General features: G+C 65.9%; 1 protein-coding gene. It reads right to left on the bottom strand.

All coding sequences use genetic code 11. From position 1 onward, the window contains the following. On the bottom strand, window positions 1–703 hold a 703-nt coding region (locus U5A58_RS40415; protein ID WP_321965454.1), incomplete at both ends, for a zinc-binding dehydrogenase.

The following is a 703-nucleotide window of genomic DNA, read 5'->3' as shown; positions in this document are numbered from 1 at the left end:
GGATCGATCCGTCCGGCGCACACCGTCTTGAGCAGCATGGGCGTGCTCACGGTATCGACGAGGCGCGTCGTGATCGACACGTTGCGGTCCCACAGCTTGTCGAGGAACAGCGACGCCGGCACGCCATGCACGCCGATGTTCGCGATCACGCCGCCCGGCGCCACGATCTGCTGGCACAGCTCGAACGTCGCAGGCACGCCGACGGCCTCCATCGCGCAATCCACGCCCACGCCGTCCGTGAGCTTCATCACCGCATCCACGGCGTCGCCCGCGCGCGGATCGATGCACGCCGTTGCGCCGAATCGCTTCGCGCATTCCAGACGGTTGGCGTCCATGTCGATCATGATGATCTGCGCAGGCGAATAAAACTGCGCGGTCAAAAGCGCGGCCAGCCCGATCGGTCCTGCCCCGACAATGGCGACCGTGCTGCCGGGTTCGACTCGGCCGTTGAGCACGCCGCACTCGAAACCCGTTGGCAGGATGTCTGAAAGCATCACGAGCGCCGCCTCGTCGAGGCCGGCGGGAATGCGGTACAGGCTCGTTTGCGCGTGCGGGGTCCGCACGTATTCGGCCTGCGTGCCGTCGATGCGGTTGCCGAGAATCCAGCCGCCCGTCTTGCAGTGCGAGTACATTCCGCGCCGGCAGTATTCACACTGCCCGCAGCTCGAAATGCAGGAGACGAGCACGTGATCGCCGGCTTTCA

It is taken from the genome of Paraburkholderia sp. J7 (assembly GCF_905220155.1).
In the GTDB taxonomy this organism is placed as follows: Bacteria; Pseudomonadota; Gammaproteobacteria; order Burkholderiales; family Burkholderiaceae; genus Paraburkholderia.
This window is presented reverse-complemented; position numbering and strand designations above follow the sequence as displayed.